This window comes from Actinacidiphila paucisporea (assembly GCF_900142575.1).
Lineage (GTDB): Bacteria > Actinomycetota > Actinomycetes > Streptomycetales > Streptomycetaceae > Actinacidiphila > Actinacidiphila paucisporea.
Map to the genome: position 1 here is coordinate 80,756 of NZ_FRBI01000024.1, position 22,478 is coordinate 103,233.

Annotated in this window: 14 protein-coding genes; 8 read left to right on the plus strand and 6 right to left on the minus strand. The window is 74.2% G+C overall.

The features are described 5' to 3' along the window. Positions 1-148: 148 nt before the first annotated feature. Positions 149-2,329, minus strand: a complete 2,181-nt coding sequence (locus BUE44_RS28015) for an MMPL family transporter (protein ID WP_073501792.1) — start codon at positions 2,327-2,329, stop codon at positions 149-151. Between the two features lie 286 nt (positions 2,330-2,615). On the opposite strand from BUE44_RS28015, the gene BUE44_RS28020 reads away from it, so the two are divergent. Then, entirely contained in the window at positions 2,616-3,755 is a 1,140-nt protein-coding gene (locus tag BUE44_RS28020) for an adenine nucleotide alpha hydrolase family protein (RefSeq protein ID WP_073501793.1), read from the plus strand. Between the two features lie 58 nt (positions 3,756-3,813). After that, complete coding sequence (locus tag BUE44_RS39390; RefSeq protein WP_200804546.1) at positions 3,814-6,402, plus strand: type I polyketide synthase; 2,589 nt, start codon at positions 3,814-3,816, stop codon at positions 6,400-6,402. Positions 6,403-6,631: 229 nt separating this feature from the next. Here the strand turns inward: BUE44_RS39390 and BUE44_RS28030 are convergent, their stop codons facing one another. The 5 genes from BUE44_RS28030 to larB all read right to left on the minus strand — a co-directional run bounded on the left by BUE44_RS28030 (position 6,632) and on the right by larB (position 14,597). Then, the gene (locus tag BUE44_RS28030; protein ID WP_143172596.1) at positions 6,632-10,501 is read right to left on the minus strand and encodes an amino acid adenylation domain-containing protein; all 3,870 of its coding nucleotides are present in this window, start codon (positions 10,499-10,501) and stop codon (positions 6,632-6,634) included. Further along, positions 10,491-11,795, minus strand: coding sequence for a beta-ketoacyl-[acyl-carrier-protein] synthase family protein (locus tag BUE44_RS28035; RefSeq protein WP_073501796.1), 1,305 nt, complete (start codon positions 11,793-11,795; stop codon positions 10,491-10,493). Before BUE44_RS28035 ends, BUE44_RS28030 begins: the two co-directional genes overlap by 11 nt. Positions 11,796-11,815: 20 nt before the next feature. Next, positions 11,816-12,088: an acyl carrier protein gene (locus BUE44_RS28040; RefSeq protein WP_073501797.1), complete on the minus strand. Its 273-nt coding sequence runs from the start codon at positions 12,086-12,088 to the stop codon at positions 11,816-11,818. A gap of 170 nt (positions 12,089-12,258) precedes the next feature. Beyond that, positions 12,259-13,464: a nickel pincer cofactor biosynthesis protein LarC gene (larC, locus tag BUE44_RS28045; protein ID WP_073501798.1), complete on the minus strand. Its 1,206-nt coding sequence runs from the start codon at positions 13,462-13,464 to the stop codon at positions 12,259-12,261. Positions 13,465-13,883: 419 nt separating this feature from the next. Beyond that, the gene (gene larB / locus BUE44_RS28050) at positions 13,884-14,597 is read right to left on the minus strand and encodes a nickel pincer cofactor biosynthesis protein LarB (protein WP_073501799.1); all 714 of its coding nucleotides are present in this window, start codon (positions 14,595-14,597) and stop codon (positions 13,884-13,886) included. Between the two features lie 54 nt (positions 14,598-14,651). On the opposite strand from larB, the gene BUE44_RS28055 reads away from it, so the two are divergent. The 6 genes from BUE44_RS28055 to BUE44_RS28080 all read left to right on the plus strand — a co-directional run bounded on the left by BUE44_RS28055 (position 14,652) and on the right by BUE44_RS28080 (position 22,340). Next, the gene (locus BUE44_RS28055) at positions 14,652-15,479 is read left to right on the plus strand and encodes an asparagine synthase-related protein (RefSeq protein ID WP_073501800.1); all 828 of its coding nucleotides are present in this window, start codon (positions 14,652-14,654) and stop codon (positions 15,477-15,479) included. A gap of 172 nt (positions 15,480-15,651) precedes the next feature. Further along, positions 15,652-17,958, plus strand: a complete 2,307-nt coding sequence (locus tag BUE44_RS28060; protein ID WP_143172597.1) for an HAD-IB family hydrolase — start codon at positions 15,652-15,654, stop codon at positions 17,956-17,958. Further along, on the plus strand, positions 17,955-19,181 hold the full coding sequence (locus BUE44_RS28065) for a zinc-dependent alcohol dehydrogenase (RefSeq protein WP_073501802.1): 1,227 nt from the start codon (positions 17,955-17,957) through the stop codon (positions 19,179-19,181). The genes BUE44_RS28060 and BUE44_RS28065 overlap by 4 nt, the downstream gene beginning before the upstream one ends. 9 nt (positions 19,182-19,190) lie before the next feature. After that, the gene (locus BUE44_RS28070) at positions 19,191-20,768 is read left to right on the plus strand and encodes a lactate racemase domain-containing protein (RefSeq protein ID WP_235002534.1); all 1,578 of its coding nucleotides are present in this window, start codon (positions 19,191-19,193) and stop codon (positions 20,766-20,768) included. Further along, the gene (locus BUE44_RS28075; RefSeq protein WP_073501804.1) at positions 20,765-21,682 is read left to right on the plus strand and encodes a lysophospholipid acyltransferase family protein; all 918 of its coding nucleotides are present in this window, start codon (positions 20,765-20,767) and stop codon (positions 21,680-21,682) included. The genes BUE44_RS28070 and BUE44_RS28075 overlap by 4 nt, the downstream gene beginning before the upstream one ends. A gap of 94 nt (positions 21,683-21,776) precedes the next feature. Then, complete coding sequence (locus BUE44_RS28080; protein ID WP_073501805.1) at positions 21,777-22,340, plus strand: outer membrane protein assembly factor BamB family protein; 564 nt, start codon at positions 21,777-21,779, stop codon at positions 22,338-22,340. Positions 22,341-22,478 lie beyond the last annotated feature (138 nt).

Genomic DNA, 22,478 nt, shown 5'->3' on the forward strand with positions numbered 1-22,478 from the left:
ATCTTGTGAAACGGCTGCGACCTCGTCGTGCGCCGCTCCCCCGAACGGCCGGGACGCGCCCGCGAGATGGGCGGGACGTACCCGGGAGGTACAAGGGACAGCAGCCGACCCCCCGGGGGAAGGGGTCGGCCGCTGTCGGTTCATGAGGTCACACCAGGTCGGACTCCTCCACGCGTGGCTCGGGCCCGTCGCTCTCGCTGACGCCGACCCGGCCGTGCAGCTTCGCCAGCGGGCCGGGCGCCCACCAGGCCGAGCGGCCGAGCAGCCGCAGCACCGCGGGCATCAGCACCACGCGGACCAGGGTGGCGTCCACGATCAGCGCGATGACCATGCCGATGCCGATCATCTTGGTGAAGACGATGCCGCTGGTGGAGAAGCCGGCGTCGACCACGCCCAGCAGCAGGGCCGCCGCGGTGATGATCCGCCCGGTGCGCTGCAGGCCGCCCGCGATGGCCTTCCGCGCGCCGGCGGCGCCCTCTCCGTCGGCGCCGGCCGGCCACGCCTCGCGGATCGCGGAGACGAGGAAGAGCTCGTAGTCGGTGGCGAGGCCGTACAGCGTGGCGAGGATCAGCACCGGGACGGTCGGTTCGAGGAAGCCGGTCGGGGTGAAGTGCAGCATCCCCGACAGGTGGCCCTGCTGGAAGATCCAGATGATGACGCCGAAGGAGGCGCCGATCGACACCAGGTTCATCACGACGGCGACCAGCGGCAGCACGACCGAGCCGAAGGCCAGGAAGAGCAGCACGAAGGTGGCCGCCGCCATGATGCCGAGCATCCAGGGCAGCCCGTCGCCGAGGGTCGCCAGCCGGTCCACGTCCATCGCGGGCCTGCCGCCCACCAGTACCTGCACACCGGCGGGTTCGTCCAGCGCCCTGATGCCGCGCACCGCGTCGTAGGCGGTGTCGCCGGTCCGCTCGCCCTGGTAGCCGACGGTGAGCATCGTCGAAGTGCCGCGCTGGGCGGCGACCTTGACGTCGGTGACGCCGGGGACCTTGTCGATCCTGGCGCTGACATCCTGGAGTTGGGCAGCGGTGGCGTGGCCGACGTAGACCTCCATCGGCGCCTCCGAGCCGCCGGGGAAGTCGGCGGCGAGCCGCTCGGAGACGACCCGCGCCTCGGTGGACTTCGGCAGCACCCGCTCGTCACTGCCGGCGAAGTGCACCCTCATGAAGGGCGCGGCGAAGACCCCGAGGATCACCAGGACGCCGACGGTGTAGAGGACCGGGCGGCGCATCACGGTGTGCGCGATCCGCTCCCAACTGCCGCCGCCGCCCTCCGCGGCCGCGGCTTCGCGGCGCCGCCGCCCGGGCAGCGGGACCCGCCAGGAGTTGATCCGCCGGCCGAGCACCGCGAGCATCGCCGGCAGCACGGTCAGCGCGCTGAGCATGGCCACGAAGACCGCGGACATGCCGCCGAAGCCGATCGAGCGCAGGAAGACCAGCGGGAAGATCAGCAGGCTGGACAGGGCGAGCACCACGGTCAGCCCGGAGACCAGCACGGTGCGCCCGGCGGTGGCCATGGTGCGGGCGATGGCCTCGGCCGGTTCGTGCTCCAGCAGTTCCTTGCGGTAGCGGCTGACGATGAGCAGCGAGTAGTCGATGGCAAGGCCGAGCCCGAGCAGGGTGATGGTGTTCACCGCGAAGGTGGAGACGTCGGTGAACTCGGTGATCACCCGGGTCGCGGTGAAGGCACCGAGGATGGCCAGGATGCCGACCAGCAGCGGCATTCCGGCCGCCACCACGCCGCCGAAGATGATGGTCAGCAGCACCAGCAGGGCGGGGAAGGCGATCATCTCGCCCTTGCTGATGTCCTTCTTGGCCATGTCGTCGGTGACGACGGCGAGCGGTACGACGCCGCCGACCTGCTTGGTCAGCCCGGGGGCGGCCAGGTCGTCCCTGATGTCCTTGTACTGCTTGCTCTTGATGTCCTGGTCCTGCGACTTCAGGGTGATCAGGACGCCGGTGGAGTGCCCGTCCCTGGAGCGCAGCGACGGCAGGTGCGTGTCGGCGTACGTGGCGATGTTCGCGATCTCCGGGCGGGCGTGCAGCCGGGCGACGGCGGACCGCACGGCGCCGGCGAAGGCGGGGTCGTCCACGGTGGCGGTGGGGCTGGAGTACAGCACCACCACGTCGACGTCCCGCGCGCCGAGTTCGGCGGCGATACGGGCCGAGGCGCGCCCCGACTCGCTGTTCGGGTCGTCGAAACCGCCGGACTTCAGGGTGTTGAACACGCCCCCGCCCCAGGCGCCGCCGACCAGGACAACCGCGATGCCGGCGGCGATCGCCGCCCAGCGGAACCTGACCAGGAGGCGGCCCCAGGTGGTTAACATGAGAACTCCCGTAGTTGTACGTCGCAACCCTTGGGGGGACAATACCCAAAGAGGGTTGTCCGCGGCAACCCATACCGGCGGTCCGCCGCGCACGCTTTCGCGACCCTCCGGCCCCGCCAACACCCGCTCTGCCAGCGAGCATTGACCGGCAGCGTTTGACTGCGCGGCCGCCGCGCGCACCTCCGCAGTTGAACCGCCCGGGGTCCGCGGCGCGCGTGGTTAGTCTGGTGCGCGCCGTCGGCGGACCGGCACGCGCCACCCTTCCCGTCGCCCACCTGGAGCGGTCGTGACGAACTGCACTGTCTGCTCGCTCAGCGGCGAGCACCCCGGAATCAGCGTCGACGCGACCGGCCTGTGCAATCTCTGCCGCCTCGACATCGCGGGCGACCTGCTGGTGAACTTCCGCTACACCAGCGCCGTGTTCGACGAATTCCAGCGGGCGCCGCGGGATCCCGCGGCGCGGTACGACTGCCTGTTCATGTACAGCGGCGGCAAGGACAGCACGTACATGCTGGACAAGTTCGTCAACGAGTACGGCAAGCGGGTGCTCGCCTACACCTTCGACGTCCCCTTCGAGAGCGCGCACGCCGCCGACAACATCAGGCTCGCCCGGGAGCGGATCGCCGCCGACTTCGTGCTCGACGCCGACGACGAGAACATCAAGAAGGTGATGCGGGAGGTCTTCAACCGACCCGCACCCGCCAAGCCCGGGTCCTACCTCGACGAGAAGCTGCCCTGCGCCTCCTGCCGGACCTTCTTCGTCCTGCGGGCCGTGCTGCACGCCCACCGCGGCGGCATCAAATACATCGCCATGTGCGCCGACCCGCAGCAGATCCTGACCATGGAGTCCAACGTCAGGGAGATAGTCCGCGGCTTCTACCAGCGCTTCGGCGACCGGCTCACCGACGAGGTCTTCCGCGGCGAGCTGGAGCAGCTCCTCTTCGCCGAGGACGACGAACTGCCGCGGATCGTCTTCCCTTTCATCGCCATGCGGCACGACTACGACCCCGACGCGATCGTGGCCGAGCTGAAGGCCAAGGGGCTCTACGAGTCCTCGCCGATGGAGACCCACTGCACGCTCTTCCCGCTGCTGAACTACTACGCGTTCAAGCACTGGGACTGCATGTTCTACAAGCTCAACGCCGCCAGCCACGCGCGGGCGGTCCGGCGCAACGGCACCGGGACCGAGCGCTCGACCTTCAGCATCAGATTCCCGCAGGTGCTGGACATCACCGGCATCGAGGAGCGGCTGCGGAAGGTGACCCTGGAGATCGCCGCGGGCCAGGGCGACCGCGCGGAGCAGCTCCGCGAGGTGACCGCGATCTTCCGGGACCTCGACGCGGACGAGGACGCGGCGCGCTTCGTCGCCGAGAGCTTCGTCGCCATGCCCGAGGTCGCCGCCGACGTGGGCATCCGGCTGCCGTGACGGGACCGCCCCACCGCTGTGTCGGCCGAGGACGGCCGAGGACGTAAGGACGCAATCCATGGCTCTAGTGGACCCTTCAGACGACGTCCGGGAGTCGGACGTGGCGATCGTCGGCATGGCCTGCCGCTTCCCCGGAGCGGAGGACACCGAGCGCTTCTGGCGCAACCTCCGCGACGGCACCAGGACGACGACCTTCTTCACCGTCGAGGAGCTGCTGGCGGCCGGTGTCAGCCCGCGCGACCTGGCGGACCCGCAGTACGTGAAGGCCGGGCAGGTCCTCCCGGGGATCGACCGGTTCGACGCCGGGCTCTTCCGCATCCCGCGGGACGAGGCGGAGATCCTCGACCCGCAGCAGCGGATCTTCCTCGAATGCGCGCTCACCGCCCTGGAGGACGCCGGCTGCGACCCGGACCGGCACGCGGGCCCGATCGGCGTCTACGCGGGCGTCGGCCTCAACGCCTACGCGCTGCACCGGCTGGCGCAGCGCTACCGGGACGCCTCCGAGGTCGAGCGCTACCGGCTGATGATCGCCGTCGACAAGGACTTCCTGGCCACCCGGGTCTCCTACAAGCTCGGCCTGCGCGGGCCCAGCGTCAACGTCGGCACCGCCTGCTCCACGTCGCTGGTCGCCGTCCACCTGGCGTGCCTGGCACTGCTCGGCGGCGAGTGCGACGCGGCGCTCGCCGGCAGCGCCCACATCCGCTTCCCGCAGGACCAGGGCTACCTGCACCAGCCCGGCATGATCTTCTCTCCCGACGGCCACTGCCGCGCCTTCGACTCCAAGGCCCAGGGCACCGTCATCGGCAGCGGGGTCGGCGTGGTGCTGCTCAAGCGGCTCGCCGACGCGCTTTCGGCCGGCGACCGGGTGCACGCCGTCATCAAGGGCTCCGCGATCAACAACGACGGCGCGGTGAAGGCCAGTTACACCGCCCCCAGCATCCAGGGCCAGGCGTCGGTCATCGCCGACGCGCTGGCCGTGGCGCAGTGCCCCCCGGAGACGATCGGCTACGTCGAGGCGCACGGCACCGGCACGGCGCTCGGCGACCCCGTCGAAGTGGCCGCGCTGAACGAGGCGTTCGCCGCGGCGGGCCCCGCGCACTCGTGCGCGCTCGGCTCGGTGAAGTCCAACGTCGGCCACCTGGACACCGCCGCCGGCATGGCAGGGCTCATCAAGACCTCGCTCATGCTGCGGCACGCGAAGCTGGTGCCGACCCTGGACTTCGAGGCGCCGAACCCCGACATCCCCTTCGCCGACGGACCCTTCCGGGTCGCCACCGAGCTGTGCGACTGGCCGGCTCCCGACGGCTCACCCCGGCGGGCGGGCGTCAGCGCCTTCGGCATCGGCGGGACCAACGCCCACGTCGTCCTCGAAGAGGCGCCGCCTTCCGCCCGGCGGCCCGAAGACCTCCCGACCGGCCCCGAACTGCTGCTGATCTCCGCCGCCACCCCGGCGGCCGCCGACCGCGCCACCGCCGACCTCTCCCGCCACCTGCGCCGCCACCCCGACACCCCGCTGCGCGACGCCGCCGCCACCCTCGCGCTCGGCCGCCGCGCCCACCCGCACCGCCGCTTCGTGGTGGCCAAGGACACCCGCGACGCCGCCATGGCCCTCGCTGTCGCGGACCCGGCCCGGGTCCCCTCGGCGGAGGCCGCCCTTTCCGCACCGGGCGCCGCCTTCCTCTGCACGGGCGAGCCCGTTCCCGAGGCAGCGGACTTCTACGGCCGGTCCCCCGCCTTCCGCGCGGCGGTGGACGAGTGCCTGGCGGCGGCGGGCGCGGACGCCGACGCGGTGGCCGCGCTGAGCGCGGGCGACGCCCTCTCCGCGGCGCTGGCCGAATACGCGACGGCGCAGTTGCTGCGGGCCTGGGGCATCCAGCCCGCCGCCGTGCTCGCCACGGCCCCGGCCGGCTGGCGCGCGGCGGGCTGCCTGGCGGGGGCCTTCCCGCCGGCGACGATGCTCCACCCGACGGCGACGTGCCCGCCCTCGCCGGGCGCTCTGCCGCTGTGGGTGGCGGGCGCGTGGGCGGGCGCGGAGGCGGCGCCGGGCAGCCAGGGCGGCGGTGCGGCTGAGGGCACGGGCGGCGGTACGCACGCCGGTGCGGGTGCCGCGGAAGCGGCGCTGGAGGGCACGGGATGGACGCCTCTCGTCCTGGCGCCGGGCACGGGCGCCCTGCTCACCGCCCTCGGGCGGGCCTGGCTCGCGGGCGTGGCGGTCGACTGGGCCGCCTTCTACGCCGAACGCCCCTTCCGGCGCACGTCCCTGCCGACCTACCCCTTCCAGCGCGAGCGCTTCTGGTACGACCCCGCGCCCGACCCGGCTGCCACCGACCCCGAACGCATGCCGCTGCGCGCCCAGTTGGCGGGCCGCCCGGTCGTCGTCCAGGTCTCGCTCCTCACCGAATACCTCCGCGACGAGATCGGCCGGGCCCTCGGCCCGCAACCCACGGAGGACGGCCTCCCCGACCCGGCGGCCGAACTGTTCGACCTGAACGCGGAGTCGCTGATGCTGATCGAACTGACGGCGAAGCTCAGCGACGAGCTGTCCTACCCGGTCCCGGCGACCGGCTTCATCGACTACCCGACGATCGACGCCTTCGTCGAGAACCTCTTCGAGGAAATGCACGCGGCGGGCACCGTCCTGGAATGACCCGGCCGACGCGGTGCCACCCGACCCCCGCCGGGTGGCACCGCCGCAGCGCCCGCGCCGACCGGCCATCCGCCCGGCGCACTCCGGCGCTGTCGCCGCCGCGCCGCCCTCACGGGCGGATCGCGGCCGCTCCGGCGGAACAAGCTACGCGCCGAAACAGTCGCCGCGCGACCGCAGTTGGGCATCCACGCCGCCGGGCGCCCCGAGCGGACCCGGCACGCCCCCCGCGTCAGCCGCGCCGGCGGCGGTGCAGCAGAGAGCGGTCGATGCGCGGCGCCCCGGGGTGCGCGGGCGGGGACGCGGTCGTCCGGGGGGCGAGGCTGGCTGCCATCGTGCGGACGGTGGGGTGGCGGAACATGTCCACGGAGGTCAGCCGCAGGGCAAGGGCGGCGTTCAGGCGCTTGACCGCCTCCACCAGGAGCAGGGAGTTGCCGCCCGCGTCGAAGAAGTTGTCGTCCACGCCGATGTCGTCGCGGCCGAGGACCGCGCGCCAGACCGAGGCGACGGCCTCCTCGGGGCCGGGCCGGGGGCGCACGGTCGACGGCAGCGGAAGGTCGCGGGGCGGGGGCGGCAGGGCCCGGCGGTCGACCTTGCCGTTGCGGGTCAGCGGGACCTCGGCCAGCGGGACGAAGACCGCCGGGATCATGTAGGCCGGGAGGTCGCGGGCGAGGTGGCGGCGCAGGTCCGCCGGGGACGGGGACTCGGGGGCCGCGGAGTCGCCGGCGGCCGCGGGCACGACGTACGCGACCAGCCGCCGGGTGCCCGCCGCGTCCTCGCGGGCCGCCACCACGGCCCGCCGCACCCCGCCATGCCGCTGCAACACCGCCTCGACCTCGCCGAGTTCGATGCGGAAGCCGTCGATCTTCACCTGGTCGTCGATCCGGCCGAGGCAGTCGAGCCTGCCGTCCGCCAGCCACCGCACGAGGTCGCCGGTGCGGTACAGGCGGCCGGTCCCGCCGAGGCCGTCGGGTACGAACTTCTCCGCGGTCAAGTCGGGACGCCCGTGGTAGCCGTCGGCCACACCGGCGCCGCCGATGTACAACTCCCCCGCCACGTACGGCGGCAGCGGCCGCCCGCGCCGGTCCATCACGTAGCAGCGCGTGTTGGCGATCGGCCGGCCGAGGGTGACCCGGTCGCCGGGCAGGACCTGGCCGGCCGCCGACCAGACGGTGGTCTCCGTCGGACCGTAGAGATTCCACAAGGCCCGGACCCGGCCGAGCAGTTCGCCCGCCAGATCGGCGGGCAGGGCCTCGCCCCCGCACAGGGCGCGCAGCGCCGGGTCGCCTTCCCACCCGGCTGCGACGAGCAGCCGCCAGGTCGCCGGGGTGGCCTGCATCAGCGTCGGCCGCGACCGTTCGAGCCGTGCGCGCAGCGCGAAGCCGTCGGCGGCCGCCTCCTGCGGTACCAACTCCACGCAACCGCCCGTGACCAGCGGCAGGAAGAGTTCGAGGCCCGCGATGTCGAAGCACACGGTGGTGACGGCCAGCAGCCGGTCGTCCGCCGTACAGCCCGGCTCCGCGGCCATCGCGCGCAGGAAGTTCGCCAGGGCGCGGTGCGTGATCCGTACGCCCTTCGGCCGGCCGGTCGAGCCCGACGTGTAGATGACGTAGGCGAGGTCCTCCGGGCCGGGCGGCGCCACGGGAAGTCCCGCCGGGTCCGCGTCGACCGCCTCCGCGACGTCCAACTCCTCTATGCCCAGGCTTCTCACGGCACCTGGCAGCGGCAGCTCCCCGCCCGTCAGCAGCAGCCGTACGCCCGCGTCCTCCACCATCGCCCGGACGCGGTCCGGAGGGTAGACGGGGTCCAGCGGCACGTACGCGGCCCCGGCCTTCATCACGCCGAGCAGGGCCGCGACCAGGTCGCCGGAACGGTCGAGGTAGACCCCGACCAGGTCACCGCGCCCGACGCCGGCGGCGGTCATGGCTGCCGCCAGACGCTGCGCGCGCACGTCGAGTTGGGCGTAGGTGAGCGTCTCGCGCTCCGCGATCACCGCCACGGCGGCGGGCCGGCGGGACGCCTGCTCGGCGAACAGTGCGGGCACGCACGCGGCGGGCCCGGGGCCGGGGCCGGTCGCGGTGGCGTTCCACCCCTCCACGACCTGCGCCCGGCGCGCCCCGGACAGCAGCGGCACCTCGGCAACGTCGCCGGGCGCGTCGCACAGCGCCGCGAGGAAGGCGCCGAAGTCCGCGACCAGCGCTGCGGCCGCCTCGGGCTCGACCCGGTCCGCGGCCGGCAGCACCCGGTAGCCCCCGGGCCCGACAAGGACCCGCGCCACGGCGCCGGTTGCCGGCTCCCCCTCCCCTCCGACGCCCACCTCGACGGGCAGCCCCCCGCTCCCGGGCGCCGCCGCCGGGTAGCGGGCGGCGAGATCCGTCAGGTACGAGCCGGCTTCCACCTCCGCCGTCGCCGCCGCGACCTCGGCGCAATACCCGGCGAACGTGAGCCCGGCCGCGGGCACCGGAAGGCGCAGCGGCACCGTGGCAGCGAAGAAGTCGCCTGGCGGCGCGGCCGGCCGAAACGAGACGTCGACGTTCGGCTCGTCCGCGGTGCGGGCCAAGAACAACAACACCGCGGCCAAGGCGGCCACTTGCGGCTCGACCCTCCCGACCCCACCGAGCCCCTGCGGGGCAGCCACAACCCAGCCCATCCCTGGCGCGCGCGACCCACCACCCACCGGTGGCCCGGAACGAACCGAACTGCCCCCTCCGGACGGCGACGACCCACAGCCCGTCGACGGCTGATCGCGCAGTTCCTCGCGCCCCCGAGGGGCACCCGGAAAAGGCGCGGGGAACTGCGCGCGCGACCCACCACCCACCGGTGGCCCGGAACGAACCGAACTGCCCCCTCCGGACGGCGACGACCCACAGCCCGTCGACGGCTGATCGGGCAGTTCCTCGCGCCCCCGAGGGGCGCCCTGAGGGGGCGCGGGGAACGGCGCGCGCAAGCCATCACCGGCCGGGGGGCCGGGACGGATCGAGGAGGCTTCATCGGACGGTGACGTCCAGCCCCCCGCGGGCCGAGCGGGTCCGTGGGGGTGCGCCCAGGGGAGTTCGTACGGGCTGACGCCCGCAAGGCGGCGTGCCCAGCGGGACTCGTAGGGCCGGGTCGATGTCATGCGGGCGACGAGGGCGGCCACGTCGGCGGGGTCCGGGAGGGGCAGGCGGTCGCCGGGGCGCAGGTCGGAGCGGGCGAGGAGGTCGGCGACCGCGGCGGGGGTGCCGTCGGGGTGGCGCAGCCCGCTGACCGTGAGGGCACCGTCGGCGGTGGCCACCGTGAGCCCGGCCGCGTCGGCGGCCAGCAGCGTACCCGGCGCGGAAGGCGCGCAAGGCGCAGAAGGCGCAGAAGGCGGCGGCAAGAGCCGGGCCGCGCCCACGACCACGTACCCGTCGGGAACGAGGAGCTTGGCCGTACCGAAGCCGTTGTCCCCCCGCCCCAGCCCCGTCGCGCGGACCAGCGCGTGCAACTGGCGCCCGCGGCGCGTCCAGCGGAGCAGGCCGCCGTCCGGCAGGACGTCACCGCGGCCGTGGTAAGTGCGCAGCAACAGATCTTGCGGCTCCGCCACGGCGCGGCCGGCCGCCAGCAGGTCCGCCAGTTCGGCGAAGGAGTCCATGCCGGCCTGGAAGCAGGCGGTGTTGAGGTCGTAGGCGGTGTCCTCGGGGCCGACGGGGAAGCGGCGGCGGAGCAGGATGTCGCCCTCGTCGGCGCCCGCCGTCATCACGTGCCAGGTCACGCCGTGTTCGGCGGGCGACTCCAGCAGTGCCCAACTGGTGGCGTGGACACCGGCGTGGCGCGGGAGCAGCGCGTCGTGGAAGTTGATCGGCAGCCGGCGCGGCAGGTCGAGGAGCCTGCGGGGCACGATCCGCATGTTGGTGATGCTGAACAGGTAGTCGAACGGCTCCCCGTTCAGGGCGGTTTCGACCTCGCCGGGGCGCAGGCTCGCGACGGTCGGGACGCCGCGCGCACGGGCCCAGGCCCTCAGGTCCGGGTCGGGGGACACCAGCAGCGAGAGGCGGTGGCCGCGCGCCAGCCACGCGGCCGCGCACTCGGCGAGCAGCGCCTGCTCGCCGGCCATGACGGCGGAAAGCGGCTCACCCGGCATGGTCCGTACCGCCGGCGGCACCGGCGGCTGTCCTGGCGAGGCGGGTGCTGGGGGGCTGGAAGACCAGGGCGACGTTGTGGCCGCCGAAGGCGGAGGACGTCGACAGGGCGGCCCTGACCGGCGCGGTGCGGGCGCCGCCGCGTACGTGGTCGAGGTCGCACTTCGGGTCCGGGTCGTCCAGGTTGTGCGTCGGCGGCAGCGTGCCGCCGGCCAGTGCCAGCACGGTGGCCGCCGCCTCCACCGCGCCGGAGCCGCCGAGCAGGTGCCCGGTGACGCCCTTGGTCGAGCTGACCGCGGGCTGGTCCGGCCCGAACACCTGCTGGATGGCAGCGGCTTCCGCCATGTCGCCGATCTTCGTACCGGTGCCGTGCGCGTTGACGTAGCCGATGTCGGCGAGGTCGAGCCCGGCTCGGGCGATCGCGCTGCGCAGGCAGGCGGCGACGCCGGAGCCGTCCGGGTTGGGCATGATCAGGTGGTAGGCGTCGGTGGTGGAGCCCCAGCCGACCAGGTCGGCGTATCCGGCGGCGCCCCGCGCGTCGGCGAAGTCGGCGCGCTCCACGACCAGCATGCCGCCGCCCTCGCCGAGGACGAAGCCGTTGCGCCGGGAGTCGAAGGGGCGGCTGGCCGCAGTCGGGTCGTCCTCCCAACCGGTGGCCAGCGCACGGGCGTTGCGGAAGCCGGCGATGCCGGTGAGGCCGCCGAGGGTGGCCTCGGTGCCGCCGCACACCACGACGTCGGCGTCACCGGCGGAGATCAGCCGGAAGGCCTCGGCGATGGCGTGCGCGCTCGCCGCGCAGGCGGTGGTGACGGTCGAACTGAAGCCGCGGATACCGTGCTTGAGCGCGATGCGCGCGGTCGCCATGTTCGGCAGGAAGGCCGAGTAGAGGTACGAGCTGACGCCGGGTGCGCCGCGCTCGCCCGAGGCGCGGGCCTGCCGCTCGAAGGTGATCATGCCGCCGGCGCCGGTGGCGGCGACGACGGCCACCCGGTAGGGGTCCACGTCCTGGCCGATCGTGATGCCGGCGTCGGCGAGCGCCGCGTCGGCCGCGGCGACGGCCATCAGCGTGAAGCGGTCGGCGACGCTGCGGTCGTGCCGCGGCACCAGGGCCGCGGCGTCGAGGTCGGGGGCGATGCCCGCCGAGTCGATGAGGCCGTGCGCGACATGGCCTTCCGGGGGGCGTACGAGTCCCGAGCGCGGCTCGCACAGCGCCTCGAAGAATTCCGCCACGTCCGTGCCCAGGGGAGTGACCAGGCCGATGCCGGTCACCACCGCCCGCGGTGCTGTGCTGTTCACTGCCCGGCCGCCTTCCGTGCTCAGGCCGCGGGACCGGCGGCCGACGTCGTGCCCATCCGCTCGACCACCAGCGAGGCGAACTCGTCCAGGGTCAGGTCCGCCATGCCCGGCAGTTCCTCGTCGGCGAACTTCACGCCGAAGTCGTCCTCGATGCGGACCGCGAGTTCCGCGACGGCGAGCGACTCCAGGTCGAGCCCGGCCGGGCCGAGCACGGTGGTGTCCGTCAACTCGCTGACGTCGTAGTCCATTTCGGTCAGGGCCGTCTTGACCGCGTCTCGTATCGTCTCGAACACACCGACTCCTGATTCCTGGCCACCGCGTGCCATGCCTCGACGCAGGTCCCTCACTGACTGGCACCCTGGCATGGGGTGCGGCCCGAAGGCACGCCGTGGCCGGGTTGCACACGGGGCGCTGTGCGACCTCGGAGAATCCGAGGTTGCACAGCGCCCCGGTGGCGCCGCCCCTACGCCGGCCCGGCTTCCGCGCCGAGGGCGCGGGCCTGGTCCAGTACGTCCGCGAGCGGCAGTCCGGTGCGGCGGGCCACCGCGGCGGCCTCGTCGTACTCCGGCTGGACCGTGACGATCCGGCCGGCCAGATAGCCCCGCTTCACCCCGATCGGGCAGCCGGCGACGATGACTTCGACGCGGTCGCGCGGCAGCGAGCGGCGGGCCACCGGGGAGACGCGTACGCCCAGGGTGGTCGTCTGCTCGAAGACCAGGGCGCAGACCAGGTCGAGCCGTTCGTCGTCCACGAGGACGCTGAGCAGCTGGGCCGGGCGGCCCTTCCTGGTCAGCGCGGGCACGCACCAGGCGTCGGCGGCGCCGGCGGTGCGCAGTGCCTCCAGCAGGTCGGGCCAGACCCGCGGGTCGAGGTCGTCCACGGTGGTGTCCACGCGGTGCAGGGCCGAAGTCGCCCACCGCGCGGGCTCGTCGGCGCTCTCGCCGAGCAGGACGCGCAGCACGTTGGGATGCGTGCGCGGGTCCGCGGTGCCCGCGCCGACCCCGACGGCTCGCGGCGTCATCGCGGGAGGCGGCCCCCACTCGGTCGCGAGCGCGCACAGCAGGGCCGCGCCGGTGGGCGTGCACAGCTCCATCGCCGCCGGGTGCGCGGCGATCGGCGCGCCGGCGGCGGTGAGCAGCTCCAGCACGGCGGGCCCGGGTATCGGGATCACCCCGTGCGCTCCCGCGACCGTCCCCGACCCGACGGCGACGGGCCCGACCACCCGCCGCACGCCGGGCCCGAGCAGGCCGAGGCTGTGCAGTGCGGTCGCGCACCCCACGACGTCGGCGATGGCGTCGAGGGCGCCGACCTCGTGGAAGTGCACGGCGGCGGGGGCGATCCCGTGCACGCGCGCCTCGGCTTCGGCCAGTCGGCGGAACGCCGCCCGAGCGAGCTCCTTGGGCTCCTGCGGCAGTCCCGCGGCCCTGTCGAGCACCCCCAGGATGTCGTCCAGCCCCCGCCGGACCCCGGTCTCCCCCGCTTCCACGCGCACGTGGGCGGCCCGGAAGCCATGCCGTCTGACCTCCCGTCGGGTGAGCCCGATCCCTTCGACGTCCAGCCCTTCCCAGGCGGCCTCGACCGCCTCCCCCTCGGCTCCCGCGTCGAGCAACGCGGCCAGCAACATGTCGCCGGCGGCCCCGTTCCCAGCATCGACCCACACGACCTTCACCGGCCCGTCACCCCCGCCGGCCGTTCAGCACCACTGCCCGGTGGCCCGGGGCGCACCCAACGCCCCCGACCCCGCCCCAGGGGCGCGCGCAACCACCCACCCACCGGCGGCCCGGAACGCACCGAACAGCCCCCTCCGGCCGGTGACGACCCCCAGCTCGTCGACGGCTGGTCGCGCCCGCGCGGCGCCAGCCGCACATCGGAAGCAGCCCCGCGCCCCTGACGGGGCGGCGGTCCGTCGCCAGACGACGGTCGTGGTCGCCACGTCGGGCAGGTCCCCGCCCGGGAGGGCACCCCCCAGGGGCGCGGGGAACGGCGCGCGCAACCACCCACCCACCGGCGGCCCGGAACGCACCGAACAGCCCCCTCCGGACGGTGACGACATCCAGCCCGTCAACAGCTGGCCCCCGCAAGGGCCGCTCACGCGTCGGGCTCCGCGCCGAGGGAGCGGAGGGAGGAGAGGGAGCGGCGGGCTATGCGAGCCGCCGCGACACCGGCTCCGAAGCCGTTGTCGACGTTCACGGTCAGAACACCTGGCGCGCAGGTGTTGAGGGTGGCGAGCCAGGCCGTCAGGCCGTCCATGTGCCAGCCGTAGCCGATGCTGGTGGGGACGGCGATGAGGGGGAGGCCGGTGAGGCCGCCGAGGACGGAGGGGAGGGCGGCCTCCATGCCGGCGACGGCGACGATGACGTCGGACGCGGCGATGCGGTCGCGCTGGGCGAGGAGGCGGTGGAGGCCGGCGACGCCGACGTCGACGATCTCGTCGGTGTGGGCGCCGAAGACGTTGACGGTGGTGGCGCATTCGCGCAGCACCGGCAGGTCCGCGGTGCCGGCGCACACGACGGCGACGCACCCGGTGCGCGGCGCCGACGGCCCGAGGGTGGCGGTGCGGCCGACGTCGTCCACCGCCGCCCCCGGCAGCTCGCGCCGGCACAGCTCGCGGGCCTCGGGCGACAGCCGGGTCGCGAGGACCGGCCGGTCGGGGTGCGCCTGCGACAGCGCGCGCATGGCGCCGACGATCTGCGCGGGCGTCTTGCCCGCGCCGTAGACGACCTCGGCGTCACCCGTGCGGGCGGCGCGGTCGACGTCGATCCTGGCGTATCCGAGGTCGACTTCGGTCGACTTCTGATCCATCGTGTTGCGACCCTTCCTTCAGACGGGCTTTCCGACTCCCCGGAGGTGGCGCACGTGGCGGAGTTCGATTCCCCGGCGGACGCGGCGCGCGCGCTGCTCGCCGAGACCGCCGCCTACGGCGGCACTCTGGTCGCATTCTCCGGCGGCGTCGACTCCAGCGTGGTGGTCGCGGCCGCCGCGCGGGCGCTCGGCACGGGCGGCATGGCGGCGGTGACCGCGGTCTCCCCCGCACTGCCGGCGGCGGAGTTGGCGGCGGCCCGGCGGTTCTGCGCCGATCTGGGGGTGGTCCACCACCTCGTGGACACCCGTGAACTCGATGTCGCGGGCTACCGCGACAACGGCCCGCAACGCTGCTTCTTCTGCAAGAGCACCCTGCTGGACGCCGCCCTGGAGGTGGCGGCGCGGCTGGACTTCGGGTGCGTGGCGACGGGCACGAACGCCACGGACGTCGCCGACCGCTTCCGCCCGGGCATCGCGGCGGCGGCCCGGCGGGGGGCGCGTACGCCGCTGGCCGATGCGGGGCTCGGCAAGGCGGCGGTGCGCGAGGTGGCCCGGCTGTGGTCGCTGCCGACGTGGGACAAGCCGGCGATGGCGTGCCTGTCGAGCCGGATCGCTTACGGCCTGCAGATCACTCCGGGCCGGCTGGCGCGGGTGGAGCGGGCGGAGGTGCTGGTACGGGCGGCACTGGGGACGGGCGCGGACCGTACCGACGTACGGGTCAGGGACCTCGGCGAGGCGGGCGTGCGGGTCGAGGTCGATCCGCTCGTCGCGGCCGACCCGGGCGCCCACCCGCCGCTGGTGGAGGCGGTACGGCTGGCGGGCTTCGCCGAAGCCCCGGTCAGCGTCGAGGTGTTCAGGTCGGGCTCGATGAACACCCGGTAAAGGGGCCCTGACCTGGGGCGATGCCAACTCCCGTGCGAGCGGCGGGCATTGTGCGCCCGAGAAGGGGTGACCTAACCTGAGCCGCGTCGACGGGGCGGCACACTTCTTCACGCTTTTCCGGGCCGCGTCCGCCTGCTCTGCCAACTCCCGGATTCCGTACGGAGGTCCTGCCGTGGCGCCACCACTACCGCCGCCGGCCGGCCCGCGGGCGGAACCGCCGGCGGCAGGCCTCGGCGGCCATGTGCTGCTGACCGGCGCGACCGGCTTCCTCGGGCAGGCGATGCTGGAGCGGCTGGTCGTCGCGCACCCCGGCGTCCGGGTCACCGTGCTGGCCAGGCGCCGCGGCGCCGCCTCCGCCGCCGACCGCCTGGCGGCCCTGGCCCGCAAGCCGGTCTTCCGCACGCTGCGCGAACGTGTCGGCTACGCCGGGGTGCAGGCGGCGCTGGCCGAGCGGGTGGACAGCCTGGAGGGCGACCTGGGCAGCGGCATGCCACCGCTGCCCGGCACGGTGACCACCGTGCTGCACTGCGCCTCCACGGTGTCCTTCGACCCCCCGGTGGACGAGGCCTTCCGGATCAACGTGCAGGGCGCCCGCGACCTCTACGGGGCGGTCGTCGAGTCTCCGAACCGGCCGCATGTGGTGCACGTGTCCACGGCGTACGTCTCGGCGCTGCACCGCGGTGTCGTCGCCGAGCGGGGGCTGGAGCACGACGCCGACTGGCGTGCCGAGTTGCGGCACGCGCTGGCCGCACGGGAGGAGGCCGAGCAGCGCTCGCGCACGCCGGAGGTGCTGGGGCCGCTGCTGGAGGCGGCCCGCGCCGAGCACGGCAAGGCGGGGTCCACGGCGACGGCCGCGGCCGCGGAGCGGGCCCGCCGCGGCTGGGTGCAGGACCGGCTGGTCACGGCCGGGCGGCTGCGCGGGCAGAGCCTGGGGTGGACGGACGTCTACACCTTCACCAAGGCGCTGGGTGAGCGGGTCGCCGAGGAGTACGCCCGCGAGGCCGGCGTGCGGCTGTCCGTCGTGCGGCCGACGATCGTGCAGGCCGCGCTGGAGCGCCCGTACCCCGGCTGGTTCGAGTCGTACAAGATGATGGACCCGATCACGCTGGCCTACGGCCGCGGTGAGATCCCCGAATTCCCCGCCCACGCCGAGAGCGTGGTCGACATCGTGCCGGTGGACTTCGTCACCTCCGCCGCGCTCGCGGTGGCCGCGGCGCCGCCCCCGCCGGGCGAGCCGGCGTACTTCCACGTCGGCACCGGCTCCCGCAATCCGCTGACGCAGGCGGAGTTGCACCGCCACGTGTCGCGCTACTTCACCGAGCACCCGCTGCCCGACGCCGGGCGCGGCCACGTCAAGGTGCCGCCGTGGCGCTTCCCCGGCGCCGCCCGGGTGGAGCGGACGCTGAAGGCGGGCGAGCGGGCGGCCGGCCTGGTCGACCGGGCGCTGCCGCTGCTGCCGGCCACCGCCGGGATCAGGGACCGGGTCGACCGGGCCCGCGCCGACACCCAGCGCACCCGCACCCTGCGCAGGCTGCTGGACCTCTACGGCGGCTACGGCGGTGTGGAGGCGGTCTACGGCGACGGCAACGTCGTCGCGCTGCACCGCGCCCGCCCCGCGGGCAGCCCCGGTTTCGACGTGGCCGGGATCTCCTGGGCGCACTACGTCGCCGACGTGTACTGCCCCGCGGTCACGGCGGTGGCCCGGCGCACCGCCGCGCCGCGCAGGAAGCGGGCCGCCGACGTGCTGCCGCAGGGCAGGGACATCGCGGCGGTCTTCGACCTGGAGGGCACGGTGCTGGCCTCGAACCTGGTCGAGGTCTTCGTGTGGACGCGGCTGGTCGGCGGGCCGCGCTCGTCGTGGGCCGGCGAGATCGCCTCGCTGGCACTGGCGGTGCCCGGGTATCTCCAGGCCGAGCGGCGCGACCGCGGCGACTTCGTACGGGCCTTCATGCGACGCTACGCGGGTTGCTCCGAGGCGGAGTTGCGGGCCGCGGTGCGGGACCGGATCGGGGACGCGCTGCTGCACCGGTCCTTTCCCGAGGCGATCCGCCGCATCCGGGCGCACCGGGCGGCCGGCCACCGCACGGTGCTGGTCACGGGTACCGCAGACCTGTTCGTGCAGCCGCTCGGCCCGCTCTTCGACGAGATCGCGGCCACTCGCCTCCAGGTCCGCGGCGGCGTCCTGACCGGGCGTCTCGAACGCCCTCCGGTGGTCGGCGAGGCGCGGGCGGCGTGGGCGCGGCGGTACGCCGAGACGGCCGGCGTCGACCTGAAGCGGTCGTACGCGTACGGCGACAGCTTCTCCGACAGCGCGCTGCTCGGCCTGGTCGGCAACCCGGTCGCGGTCAACCCCGACCACCGGCTGCACCGGCACGCGGCGCGGCGGGCCTGGCGGGTCGAGGAGTGGGGCGCGCACACCGGCGGCCGGATCGACGCGGCGCTGACCGCGATGTCGGGGCCTGCGGAGGCGCTGCGGTGAGCCAGGCACTGGAGTTCTACCGGTCGCCGGCCCGCTACCTGGCCGCCCGCGGTATCGCCGCGGCAGGGGCGGGCGGGCGGCTCGCCGGTGCGGTGGCCGGTTCCGTGTCGCCGCTGCGGCTGGTGGACCGGCCCGCGGAGCGGCGGGACGAGCCGGGCTGGGTGCGGCTGCGGCCGCTGCTGTCCGGGATCTGCGGGTCCGACCTGGCGCTGCTCGGCGGGCACTCGTCGCCGTATCTGACGGCGCTGGCCTCGCTGCCGTTCGTGCCGGGGCACGAGATCGTCGCCGAGACGGTGGCGGCCGCGCCCGGCCTGCCGGCGGGCAGCCGGGTGGTGGTGGACCCGGTGCTGTCGTGTGCGGCCCGCGGTACCCGGCCCTGCCCCGAATGCCGGGCGGGCCGGCGGAACCGCTGCGGGCACATCACCACCGGATCGCTCAGGGCCGGGCTCCAGACCGGTTTCTGCGCCGACACCGGGGGCGGCTGGTCCCGCTCGGTGGTCGCGCACGTCTCGCAACTGCACCGGGTGCCGGACGAGTTGGCGGACCGCACGGCGGTCCTGGTGGAACCGCTGGCGTGCGCGGTCCACTCGGTGCGGCGGGCGGCGATCGCCCCGGGCGCCTCGGTGCTGGTGGTCGGCGCGGGCACGGTCGGGCTGCTGACGGTCCTGGCCCTGCGGGAGTTCACCGCGGCCGGGCCGATATACGCGGTGGCCAAGCATCCGCACCAGCGGGCGCTGGCCGAGGCGCTGGGCGCGACCGAGACCTTCGGGGTGCGGCGGCTGGCTCGGGCGCTGCGGATGCTGACCGGCGGCACCCTGGAACACCCGGACCTGGGCGCTGACTTCCTGCTCGGCGGGGTCGATGTGGCCTTCGACTGCACGGGCGGCGCGGGCGGCCTGGACACGGCGCTGCGTACGGTACGGGCCGGCGGCACGGTGGTGATGTCGGGGATGCCGTCGGGGGCGGTGGACCTGGCGCCGGTGTGGTTCAGGGAGTTGCACCTGATCGGTTCGTACGCGTCGGCGGGCGGGCCCGAGGCGGAGGCCCCCGCGCAGGCGCCGGACTTCGCCGAGGCCGTACGACTGGCGGGGCGGGTGGCGCCGCTGGCCGGCTTCGTGGACGCGGTCTACCCGCTGTCCCGCTGGCGCGAGGCGATCGGGCACGCGCTCTCGGCGGGCCGCCTGGGCAGCGTCAAAGTCGCTTTTGATCCGAACCGGAGCTAGGAGCAGCACGTGGGCAGACCGGGTTTTGTGCTCGAAGTCGACGAACGCACACCGGCGTTGCTGGTCAACGAGGGCGAGGCGGCCCGGCTGGAGCGTTTTCCGCTGGGCACCAGGGTGATCTACCCGCCGGACTCGCTGCCCGGCATCAGGGATGTCGGCGGCGCGATCCGGCAGGCTCTGCTGCACCCGCACGGTGAGGACCCGCTGCCGGCGCTGCTGCGCCCGGGGATGCGGCTGACGATCGTCTTCGACGACATCTCGCTGCCGCTGCCGCAGATGCGGGCCCCCGACATGCGGCAGCGGATCATCGAGCAGGTGCTGGAGATGGCGGCGGCCGCGGGCGTGGACGACGTCGAGCTGCTCGCCGCGAACGCGCTGCACCGGCGGATGACGGCGGCGGAGCTGAAACGGACGGTGGGCGACCGGGTGTTCAGGTCCTTCTTCCCCGGCCACCTGAACAACCACGACGCCGAGGACCGGGCCAATCTCACCGAGGTGGGCACCACCCGGCACGGCGAGGTGGTGGAGATCAACCGGCGGGCCGCCGAGAGCGATCTGATCGTCTACGTCAACATCACGCTGACCGGCATGAGCGGCGGAGCCAAGTCCGTCGCGGTGGGGCTCGCCTCGTACCGCAGCCTGCGGCACCACCACAACGTGCACACGCTGCGGCACTCGCGCTCCTTCAACGACCCGCCGCAGTCGGCGATGCACCACTCCTACGACCGGATGGCGGCCGTACTGGCCGGCCATGTGCGGGTGTTCACCGTCGAGTCGACGGTGAACGGCGACTCGTACCCGCCGCAGGTCGGCTTCATGAACAAGCGGGAGTGGGAGTGGTCGCCGGCCGACCAGGCGTCGTACCTGGCGTTCAGGAAGCTCAACGCGATGGCGCCGGCCAAGATGCGCCGGCAGATGTGGCAGCGCAGTCACGCCCCCTACGGCATCACCGGCGTCCACGCGGGCGCACCTGCCGAGGTCCACCCGCACACGCTGGCCAACGTGCACCGCCAGCAGCTCACCGAGATCGACGGGCAGAGCGACATCGGGGTGTGGGGCCTGCCGTTCATCTGCCCCTACAACGTCAACTCGATCATGAACCCGATCCTGGTGATGTCGCTGGGCCTCGGCTACTTCTTCAACCTCTACCGCAACAAGCCGATCGTGCGGCAGGGCGGGGTCGGGATCTTCTACCACCCGATGCCGGAGGAGTTCCATCCGGTGCACCACCCCAGCTACATCGACTTCTACGAGTCGGTGCTGTCCAGGACGAAGGACCCGGCGCTGATCGAGGAGAAGTACGAGGAGCAGTTCGCCACCGACCCCTGGTACACCCACCTGTACCGGACCAGCCACGCCTACCACGGAGTCCACCCGCTCTACATGTGGTACTGGGGCGCGCACGCCCTCCAGCACCTGGGCGACGTCATCTTCGTCGGCGCCGAGCGCGGCACCGCCTCCCGGCTGGGCTTCCGCACCGCGAGCACGCTGGGCGACGCGCTGGAGATGGCCCGCGAGACGGTCGGGTCGAGCCCGTCGATCACCTACCACCACAGCCCGCCGCTGGCCCTGGCGGACGTCCGATGAGGCGCCCGGGCAAGGCGCGGGCCGGTGTCGCGGAGTCCCTGCGGCTGCTCGCGCAGGGCAGGGACCTGCGCGGCAGGGCCACCGTGCCGCGGTCGGCGCAGGAGTGGGAGGAGGAGCCGGAGCGCGGCCGCTTCCCGACCGCGTGGGCCCGCACCCCGGTGGCCGGCGCGGTCCGCTACGGCCTGCAGCGCGGGCTGCTCAAGCCCACCGCCTGGTCGGTGTGCGCCCCCGACGTGCGGGGCCTGGAGCGGCTCGAAGGGCTGCGCGGCCCGGTGGTCTTCGTCGCCAACCACGCCAGCCATCTGGACACCCCGCTGATCCTGGGCTCGCTGCCGCCGAGGTTCGCCCGCAGGATCGCGGTCGGCGCCGCGGCCGACTACTTCTTCGACACCCCCTGGCGTGCCGTGCTCACCGCGCTGGCCATCAACGGCTTCCCCGTCGAGCGCAAGGGCTCAGGCCGGCTCAGGAGCCTGGCGCCGCAACTGGTCGCGGAGCGCTGGAGCCTGCTGCTCTTCCCCGAGGGCACCCGCTCGGAGGACGGCTGGATGAAGCGGGTACGGGCCGGCAGCGCGCACCTGTGCTGCGGTTTCGGCATCCCCGCGGTCCCGATCGCGGTCCGCGGCTCCTATGCCGCAATGCCGCGCGGCCGCGGCTGGCCGGTCCCCGGGCGCCCGCGGGTGTCCGTACGCTACGGCGACCCGCTGTACCCGGAAGCCGGCGAGAACGCCTGGGACTTCAACTCCCGGCTGTCCACGGCGGTGGCCCGGTTGTGGAACGAGGAGGACATCGGCTGGTACGCCGCCCTGCGCGAGCCGAGGGACGCCGCCGTCGCGCGTCCGGCGGGCCCGCCCGCGGCCGGGTCGTGGCGGCGCAGCTGGGAGGCCGGCCGGCCGCTGCCGAAGTCCCGGCCGTAGCGCGAGCACCAGGGCGAGGGAGTGCCAGATGCCGTCGTAGGCGGTGAGGGTGAACTGCTTCTTGTTGTCCGCGCAGTAGTCGTCGACGAGTACGGTGCCGGCACTGACCGGCAAGACGCTCTGGACCCAGGCCCAGGACGCCCACACCGACATCGCGCACGTCTTCTCGGGGTCGCCGCTGATCGCGGCGGTGCACAAGGCGGGCGAGGACAGCGTACGGGTCTTCACCGCCTCCGGGAGCAGCCGCAAACTGAACGTGGGGAACACCGAGTTGGCGCCCGGGAACGACACCGCCGCCGACCATTCCGCCCGCCTCGTCGGCACCGTCCTGGTCACTCCGGCGACCACGGCCGCGGGCAGCGAGATCGACGCCTTCGACACCGCCACCGGGACCAAGCTCTGGAGCTGTCCGGCCGTGGCGCTGGCCGCGGCCGTCGCGGGTGACGAGCGCGTCCACGCCCTCGCGGGCCCGCCCGCCTCCCCGCAACTGGTGCGGCTCGACCCGCGCACCGGCCAGGCGACGCCGGTGGCCGCGCTGCCCGCCGCCACGACCGGCAGGCAGCACTTCGCCGCGGGCACGGTCTATGTGACGCCGGACGGCGGGGTGTTGGAGCTTAACGCGCAGGGCACGGGCGTCGGCGTCCGCTTCTCCCGCTGACGGACGGGACCGCCCACTTGGTCAAGTGCGGGTAAAATTTCGGCAATTGGTCTAGTCCACTCCATCAGCAATGGGACCGCCGGAAGCCCCCGCGTGGTCCAGTCCCATCCTCGTCCGGCGCATTGCCGACGCGGCCCA